Here is a 7,797-nt window from a genome sequence, read left to right as displayed (position 1 = left end):
AATGCCGTTCTCGGCGGCACGATCGACAAACCGCTCTACCACATCGTCTGCGTAGTGCCGGTAACCCAACAGGTTCTGGCCGCGCAGCAGCATCTGCTGGGGCGTGTTGGGCATGGCCTTTTTCAACTGGCGGATGCGATCCCACGGATCTTCGCCCAGATAGCGGATGCAGGCATCAAAGGTAGCGCCACCCCAGGATTCCAGTGACCAGAAGCCCACCTGATCGAGCTTCTCGGCTATCGGGAGCATGTCGTCCAGTCGCATGCGGGTGGCAAGCAGGGATTGGTGCGCGTCGCGCAGAATTACGTCCGTAATCCCCAGCGGTTTTTTCGTGTCAGTCATCGTGTCAGCCTTCTGTTAAAAGGTTCTAGTCTTTCACCGTCACTTCTTGTGGCGTGACCGGTATTGTGCAATTGCCTTCTTGATGGCCTCGGCGGTGTCAGGATCAACCGACGTGGGCGCCTTGGGCTTGGCACGCTGGGTGCTGGCCGGGGTCACCGGCTCTGGCGGCGCAAACCGCAGGATGAGTTTGGACATGAACGTGGTTGCGAACACCAGGATGATCAGGAACGCAAACACAAAGCCCATGCCGGCAATCATCAGATCCACGGCTTGTGACATCAGCTCATTCATAGCGAACAGCTACCTGTAGTGATGAATGTTATTTCAATGAAAATCCGGTCCAATTTACCGGTTTACTGCTGGAGCGGCAAGCAACATCCACGCTTCCATACGCAGTTTCCGAGGCCATTTTACCCCCAGATTGTTAACAATAAAACTCTCAGGCGTAACGCACTGGAATTTTCCGCCCCTTTATTCGTCCATTTTTCAACCGATTCAGGGCCTGAGTGGCGTATTCAGCCTCGATTGCCACAAAGGTCTGGAATTCAAACCGATCAATTTTGCCAACAATTTTCCCGGGCAGCCCCGCCTCGCCGGTGAGCGCCCCCATGATATCGCCCGGGCGCACCTTGTCTTTCCGGCCACCGGCAATGCACAGGGTTTTCATGGCGGGCGCGATCGGGGCCACCGGTGTGGCAAACAGGGCTTCGGTATCGCCCCACTCCACCGAGCCGGACCGCTTACTCTCCAACTGACTGATTTTGTGGCCTTTCGCCGGCGTGCACAGGGTCACCGCCAGGCCCTGCTCGCCGGCTCGCCCGGTACGGCCGATACGGTGGGTATGAACCTCCGGGTCCCGGGCCGGTTCGGCATTGATCACCAACGGCAGAGATTTGATGTCCAGACCACGGGCGGCGACATCCGTGGCCACGAGCACTGAACAACTCTGATTACTGAAGCGCACCAGCACGCTGTCCCGCTCCCGTTGCTCCAGATCGCCATGTAACGCCAGTGCCGAGAAGCCTTTTTGTTGGAGGGCATCGGCCATGTCGTCGCAATCGCGTTTGGTGGCGCAGAACACAATGCAGGAAGCCGGCTGCCACTTTGACAGCACCGCCACGACGCCTTTCGCTTCCTGCCCCGCCGGGATTTCATAGAACAGCTCGCGGATGTCCGGGTTCTGCTCGGCTGCCTGCACCCGGACGTCTTCCGGCTCGTGCTGGTAACGGGCGCTGAGCGTGCGGATGGCCGCCGGCCAGGTGGCCGAGAACATCAGGGTCTGCCGGTTTTCCGGAGCGTGGGACAGGATGTCTTCCATGGCTTCCTGGAAGCCCATGTCGAGCATGCGGTCGGCCTCGTCCAGAACCACCGTCTTCACCTTGTCCAGCTTCAGTGTGCCCTTGCGCAGGTGATCCTGAATCCGCCCCGGCGTGCCCACCACAATGTGCGCACCGTGGGCGAGCGAGCCAATCTGTGGACCAATGGCCACGCCACCACACAGCGCCAGCACTTTGATGTTGTCGCGGGCACGGGCCAGTTCGCGCAGGGCTTTGGTGACCTGGTCGGCCAGTTCCCGCGTTGGGCAGAGCACGATCGACTGAACAGCGAACAATCTGGGCTGCAGAGCCTCGATCAGGCCGATACCGAAAGCGGCTGTTTTTCCACTACCCGTTCGGGCCATGGCGATCACATCGCGGCCGGCAAGACAAGGCGGCAAAGCGGCGGCCTGGATATCGGTGGGCTGGTTGAAGCCCAGCTGTTCGAGATTGGCAGTCATGGCCTGCGACAGGCCGAATTCATTAAAGGAAGGCATAAAAGGAAATCCCGGGCAGCACAAGCGCTGGTTATAGAGATATGGATGTGCGCGTATACTACACCAAGTTCTGAGCCCAAATTGAATGGAGTTACCAATGTCATCCCTGCAGGACCAGTTATTGAAGGCCGGCCTGGCCGATGAAAAGAAAGCCAAGGCCATCCGCAGTGAAAAGCGCAAGAAACGCAAGCAGCAGCCCAAAGGCGCGGTGGAAGTGAGCGAAGCTGAAATTCGCGCCCGCCAGGCGCGGGAAGAAAAGGCCGAGCGCGACCGCCAGCTGAACCTCGAGCGCAAGAAAGAAGCCGAAAAGAAGGCCATTCAGGCGCAAATCCGCCAGCTGGTGGAGACCAACCGTCTGGATCGCAGCCGGGGTGAAACCTCTTACCAGTTCGTGGACGGCAAGAAGATCAAGAAGATCCTGGTGGACGACACCATGGTGGACCAGCTGTCCCGGGGGCGCCTGGCGGTGGTTGCCGTTGGCGAGAGCTATGAAGTGGTGCCGGAGAAGGTCGCCCGCAAGATCATGGAGCGGGATGAGTCGGCGGTGATTTCGCTGCACGATCGCCAGCAGGATGATGTGGGCGAGGATGACCCTTATGCGGGGTATGAGATTCCTGACGACCTGATGTGGTGAGCACCAGAAAGTAACTGCCAGGCCCGGAAACTCCTGGGGAGGATTATTCGGGCCTGCGGCCCTTCACCCCTTCAGGGTCGCCTTCGCGTTGCTTCGGCGTTCCTCAGCCCGCTTTGCGGGCTTCGGTCGAACCTCTTTCGGTTCAAATCCTCCCAGCTATACAACGCAAAACGCCTCAGCCTGTGGGGTGCACAAACTGAGGCGTTTCGACTTTAATATGGCGCGGCTGGGAGGATTCGAACCTCCGACCGCCTGGTTCGTAGCCAGGTACTCTATCCAGCTGAGCTACAGCCGCTTAAAACTTGTGGGGCGAAAGTGGCGCGGCTGGGAGGATTCGAACCTCCGACCGCCTGGTTCGTAGCCAGGTACTCTATCCAGCTGAGCTACAGCCGCGCATTCTTTTTCGCGTGTTGAGTGCTACCTCAACTTGCTCTCTTTATTTTTCCTTAAAGAAAAATGGCGGAGAGGGAGGGATTCGAACCCTCGGTACGATTGCTCGTACGGTTCCTTAGCAGGGAACTGGTTTCAGCCACTCACCCACCTCTCCTTGAGAACGGGGCGTATACTACCACAATATTTCTGTTTTCATAGGGTTGACACGAAATTTTTCCAATCGAATTGCCCCTGAAAACAAAAAATCCGCTCCGGTTTCCCGTGAGCGGATTTTATTGATCAGTAGTTACCCGATTCCGGCTCTTCTCCACCTTTCTCGGACTGAATCCGCTGGTAGATTTCTTCCCGGTGAACGGCTACGTCTTTGGGTGCGTTCACACCGATGCGAACCTGGTTACCTTTCACACCCAGTACGGTCACGGTGATTTCATCACCGATCATCAGAGTTTCGCCAACGCGGCGAGTCAAAATCAACATATCCCTTTTCTCCCTATTCCGAAGCTACCTGTTCCGACAGCATCATCTGTATTTACTAGTGCTATTTATAATGAGATCACTCATCACACTGAAGCCGCAATAATACTTATTTAGCAACAATAATCCATAGCAAAAAGCAATTACGGTTGTTATGCACCTCTCAGGTGCAAAATGACTCAGGACTGCTCTTGAGTGCCTGCACTTTCAAGCTCAAACGCACTGTGCAATGCGCGAACGGCCAGCTCAAGATATTTCTCGTCAATCACCACCGAAATCTTGATTTCCGAGGTGGAGATCATCTGGATGTTGATGCCCTCGTTCGACAAGGCTTCGAACATACGGGTTGCCACGCCGGCGTGGGAGCGCATGCCGACACCGACAATGCTGACCTTGGCGATCTTGGTATCACCGCCTACCTCACCGGCACCAATCTCGGCGCTGGTGCCCCGCAGGACTTCCTGGGCACGTTTGAAATCATTGCGGTGGACGGTGAAGGTGAACGCGGTTTTGTTATCTTCGCCCACGTTCTGGACGATCATGTCCACTTCAATGTTGGCATCGCTGACCGGCTTGAGAATACGAAGCGCGCTGCCCGGGGTGTCCGGTACACCGGAGATGGTCAGTTTGGCTTCGTCGCGGTTGAACGCAATACCGGAGACAACGGGTTGTTCCATGGCGTTTTCATCCTCAAAAGTAATCAGGGTGCCCTCGCCCTCTTCAAAGCTGGAAAGCACCCTCAATGGAACGTTGTATTTACCTGCAAACTCAACGGCACGGATCTGCAGCACTTTCGAGCCCAGGCTGGCCATTTCGAGCATTTCTTCAAAGGTGATGCGCTCAAGCCGTCGAGCGCTGTCCACAACACGCGGATCAGTGGTATACACACCGTTCACATCGGTGTAGATCTGGCATTCGTCGGCCTTCAGGGCCGCCGCCAGTGCCACGGCGGTGGTATCCGAACCACCACGGCCGAGGGTGGTGATATTGCCGGCCTCATCAATACCCTGGAAACCCGCCACCACAACCACACGGCCGGCGTCCAGGTCGTCGCGCATGCGGTGCTCGTCGATCTCCTTGATGCGCGCCTTGGTGTGGCTGCTGTCGGTCAGGATACGAACCTGGCTGCCGGTGTAGGACCGGGCATCGCAGCCCCGTTTATGCAGCGCCATGGACAACAGCGCGATGGTGACCTGCTCACCGGTCGATACCAGCACGTCCATTTCCCGGGGCACCGGCTCTTCCATGATGTCGTGGGCCAGACCAATCAGGCGGTTGGTTTCACCGCTCATGGCCGAGACCACCACAACCACATCATGCCCTTCCGCACGGCAGCGAGCCACACGCTCGGCAACCGCTTCTATCCGCTCGGTCGTACCGACCGACGTACCTCCAAACTTCTGAACCAGCAGCGCCATGCTCCCCGGCCTCCGAAAATTATGTTTTATCCTGCGTTGCTCTCAACCCAGGCAGGCACACCCGCCAGGGCATCGGCCAGTTTGGACGGGTTGTTGCCGCCACCCTGGGCCATGTCCGGCCGACCGCCGCCTTTGCCGTCCACTTCCGCGGCCAGGTGCTTCATCAGATCACCCGCCTTGATACGGCCGGTGGCAGACTTGGTGACACCGGCCACCAGCACCACTTTGCCGTCGTCCACCGTGGCCAGTACCACCACGCCTTCACCCAGTTTGTTTTTCAACTGGTCGGCGGTGTCCATCAGGGCCTTGCGGTCAGCACCTTCCATTTCGGCAGCCACCACCTTCAGGCCAGCCACTTCCACGGCGGAGCTGGCCAGGTCACTGCCGGCCGAGCTGGCCAGTTTCGACTTCAGGGCCTCGATCTCTTTTTCCAGCTGGCGGTTGCGGTCAATGGTCTGCTGAACCTTGCTGACCACGGTATCGCGAGTGCCTTTTACCAGTTTTGCGGTTTCGCGCAAGGTATTTTCGGTGTCATCCAGCCATTCCAGCGCACCGAAACCGGTGACCGCCTCGATCCGGCGAACGCCGGAGGAAATGCCGCTTTCCGAGGTAATGCGGAACAGGCCGATGTCGCCGGTGCGGCTAACGTGGGTGCCACCACAAAGCTCCACGGAATAACGGTCGGCGCCCATGCTCAGCACCCGCACCTCGTCGCCGTATTTTTCACCGAACAGCGCGAGGGCACCCTTCTCTTTGGCGGTTTCCATATCGGTGATGTCGATATCCACCGGCGTGTTCTGCAGAATCTGCTCGTTGACCTGCCGTTCGATTTCCTTGAGCTCGTCAGCAGTGACCGCTTCGAAATGAGAGAAGTCGAAACGCAGTTTGTCCGGGTCCACCAGGGAACCCTTCTGGCTGACATGCTCGCCCAGCACTTTGCGCAGGGCGGCGTGCAGCAGGTGGGTGGCGGAATGGTTGCGCTTGATGCGTTCACGGCGGGCGTGATCGATACGGGCATCCACTTCCAGCCCGGGGAACAACTCGCCTTCCACCAGGGTACCCACGTGCAGGTGGTTACTGCCTTCCTTGCGGGTGTCGGTAACCTGGAAACGGCCGCCGCTCCAGGTCAGCAGGCCGGTATCACCCACCTGGCCACCGGATTCGGCGTAGAACGGGGTGCGCTCAAGTACCACCACGCATTCATCGCCGGCCTCGGCGTTACGCTCCTCGCCATCCACCAGCACGGTACGGATGCGCTCGTGGCCATCGATGTGATCGTAACCGGTGAACTCGGTCTCGCCTTCAATGCTGATGCCGGCGGCGTTGTAATCAATACCGAATTTGCTGGCCGCCCGGGCACGCTCGCGCTGGGCTTCCATGGCTTTCTCGTAGCCTTCGTAATCCAGGGTCAGACCACGCTCGCGGGCGATGTCGTTGGTCAGGTCCACCGGGAAACCGTAGGTGTCGTAAAGGGTGAAGACGGTTTCGCCCGGGATTTCCGTGCCCTTGAGCTCGGCAATGTCCTGCTCCAGCAGGCGCAGGCCCTTGTCGAGGGTCTTGGCGAACTGTTCTTCTTCCTGCAGCAGTACTTTTTCAATCTGTTTGCGGCTGCTGACCAGCTGCGGGAAGGCCTCGCCCATCAGCTCCACCAGCGCACCGGTGAGCTTGTAGAAGAACGGCTGGGTGGCGCCCAGCTTGTTGCCATGGCGGGCGGCCCGGCGGATGATCCGGCGCAGTACGAAGCCACGGCCTTCGTTGGAAGGCATCACGCCGTCGGCAATCAGGAAGGCACAGGCGCGGATGTGGTCGGCCACCACGCGCAGGGAGGCTTCGGTGGTTTCGACACCGCCAAGCAGCTCGGAAGCGGCTTTCAGCAGGTCCTGGAACAGGTCGATTTCGTAGTTGCTGTGCACGCCCTGCAGCACGGCGGTAATGCGCTCCAGCCCCATGCCGGTGTCCACGGACGGTTTGGGCAGGTTGAGCATTTCGCCGTCGGCGGTGCGGTTGTACTGCATGAAGACCACGTTCCAGATCTCGATGTAGCGGTCGCCGTCTTCCTCGGGGCTGCCGGGAGGGCCACCGGCCACGTCCGGGCCATGGTCGTAGAAGATTTCGGTACACGGGCCACAGGGGCCGGTGTCGCCCATCTGCCAGAAGTTGTCGGAGGCGTAACGGGCGCCTTTGTTGTCGCCGATGCGGACAATACGCTCGGCCGGAACACCGATTTCCTGGTTCCAGATATCAAAGGCTTCGTCGTCTTCGGCGTACACGGTGATCCACAGCTTCTCGCTGGGCAGGTTCAGCCATTTTTCGTCGGTCAGAAAGGTCCAGGCAAAGTTGATGGCTTCGCGCTTGAAATAGTCGCCAAAACTGAAGTTGCCCAGCATCTCGAAGAAGGTGTGATGGCGGGCGGTGTAGCCCACGTTTTCCAGATCGTTATGCTTGCCGCCGGCGCGCACACATTTCTGTGTGGTGGTGGCCCGGGTGTAGTCGCGTTCTTCCCGGCCCAGGAACAGGTCCTTGAACTGGTTCATCCCCGCGTTGGTGAACAGCAGCGTGGGGTCGTCAGCCGGCACCAGTGAACTACTCGGAACAATGGTGTGGCCATTTTGTCGGAAATACTCAAGAAAAGCCTGTCGCAACTCAGCGGTTTTCATAACCCTTTGATACCCTCTCGGAAACCCGGCAAAACAGCGGCCGGATCTGCAATTGAACATGAATAC

6 protein-coding genes, 3 tRNA genes and 1 pseudogene are annotated in these 7,797 nt (G+C 58.6%); 1 reads left to right on the top strand and 9 read right to left on the bottom strand.

Annotated features, from left to right (window positions below; genetic code table 11):
- The 3 genes and pseudogenes from BMZ63_RS14490 to dbpA all read right to left on the bottom strand — a co-directional run.
- A pseudogene (locus BMZ63_RS14490) lies at window positions 1–342 on the bottom strand (oxaloacetate decarboxylase); the annotation flags it as partial.
- Window positions 343–381: 39 nt separating this feature from the next.
- Window positions 382–633, bottom strand: coding sequence for an OadG family protein (locus tag BMZ63_RS14485; protein WP_043313092.1), 252 nt, complete (start codon window positions 631–633; stop codon window positions 382–384).
- A gap of 148 nt (window positions 634–781) precedes the next feature.
- Entirely contained in the window at window positions 782–2,155 is a 1,374-nt protein-coding gene (gene dbpA / locus BMZ63_RS14480) for an ATP-dependent RNA helicase DbpA (protein ID WP_091706607.1), read from the bottom strand.
- Between the two features lie 97 nt (window positions 2,156–2,252).
- On the opposite strand from dbpA, the gene BMZ63_RS14475 reads away from it, so the two are divergent.
- A complete protein-coding gene (locus tag BMZ63_RS14475; RefSeq protein WP_091706606.1) occupies window positions 2,253–2,789 on the top strand; it encodes a DUF2058 domain-containing protein in 537 nt (178 codons plus the stop codon).
- A 218-nt stretch (window positions 2,790–3,007) separates the two neighbouring features.
- On the opposite strand, the gene BMZ63_RS14470 is transcribed toward BMZ63_RS14475, so the two are convergent.
- The 6 genes from BMZ63_RS14470 to alaS form a co-directional block, all read right to left on the bottom strand.
- Window positions 3,008–3,084, bottom strand: a tRNA-Arg gene (locus BMZ63_RS14470).
- Window positions 3,085–3,105: 21 nt separating this feature from the next.
- Window positions 3,106–3,182 (bottom strand) — tRNA-Arg (locus BMZ63_RS14465).
- A 64-nt stretch (window positions 3,183–3,246) separates the two neighbouring features.
- Window positions 3,247–3,336: transfer RNA gene (locus BMZ63_RS14460), tRNA-Ser, on the bottom strand.
- Window positions 3,337–3,461: 125 nt separating this feature from the next.
- Window positions 3,462–3,659 (bottom strand): carbon storage regulator CsrA, encoded by a 198-nt coding sequence (csrA, locus tag BMZ63_RS14455; protein ID WP_091706604.1) that lies wholly within the window; start codon window positions 3,657–3,659, stop codon window positions 3,462–3,464.
- A 176-nt stretch (window positions 3,660–3,835) separates the two neighbouring features.
- Complete coding sequence (locus BMZ63_RS14450) at window positions 3,836–5,074, bottom strand: aspartate kinase (protein WP_091706602.1); 1,239 nt, start codon at window positions 5,072–5,074, stop codon at window positions 3,836–3,838.
- A 26-nt stretch (window positions 5,075–5,100) separates the two neighbouring features.
- Window positions 5,101–7,731 carry an alanine--tRNA ligase gene (gene alaS / locus BMZ63_RS14445; RefSeq protein ID WP_091706601.1) on the bottom strand — a complete coding sequence of 877 codons (2,631 nt, stop codon included), beginning with the start codon at window positions 7,729–7,731 and terminating at the stop codon, window positions 5,101–5,103.
- Window positions 7,732–7,797 lie beyond the last annotated feature (66 nt).

The organism is Marinobacter persicus (assembly GCF_900114155.1).
GTDB classification, from domain to species: domain Bacteria; phylum Pseudomonadota; class Gammaproteobacteria; order Pseudomonadales; family Oleiphilaceae; genus Marinobacter; species Marinobacter persicus.
The sequence above is the reverse complement of the archived record's forward strand: the minus strand, read 5'-3'. Positions and strand labels throughout refer to the sequence as shown.

What these genes read in the sequence shown, in the direction of transcription:
- alaS (WP_091706601.1), bottom strand. Translation starts at nt 7,731, where the DNA reads ATGAAAACCGCTGAGTTGCGACAGGCTTTTCTTGAGTATTTCCGACAA.
- BMZ63_RS14450 (WP_091706602.1), bottom strand. Translation starts at nt 5,074, where the DNA reads ATGGCGCTGCTGGTTCAGAAGTTTGGAGGTACGTCGGTCGGTACGACC.
- csrA (WP_091706604.1), bottom strand. Translation starts at nt 3,659, where the DNA reads ATGTTGATTTTGACTCGCCGCGTTGGCGAAACTCTGATGATCGGTGAT.
- BMZ63_RS14475 (WP_091706606.1), top strand. Translation starts at nt 2,253, where the DNA reads ATGTCATCCCTGCAGGACCAGTTATTGAAGGCCGGCCTGGCCGATGAA.
- BMZ63_RS14485 (WP_043313092.1), bottom strand. Translation starts at nt 633, where the DNA reads ATGAATGAGCTGATGTCACAAGCCGTGGATCTGATGATTGCCGGCATG.
- dbpA (WP_091706607.1), bottom strand. Translation starts at nt 2,155, where the DNA reads ATGCCTTCCTTTAATGAATTCGGCCTGTCGCAGGCCATGACTGCCAAT.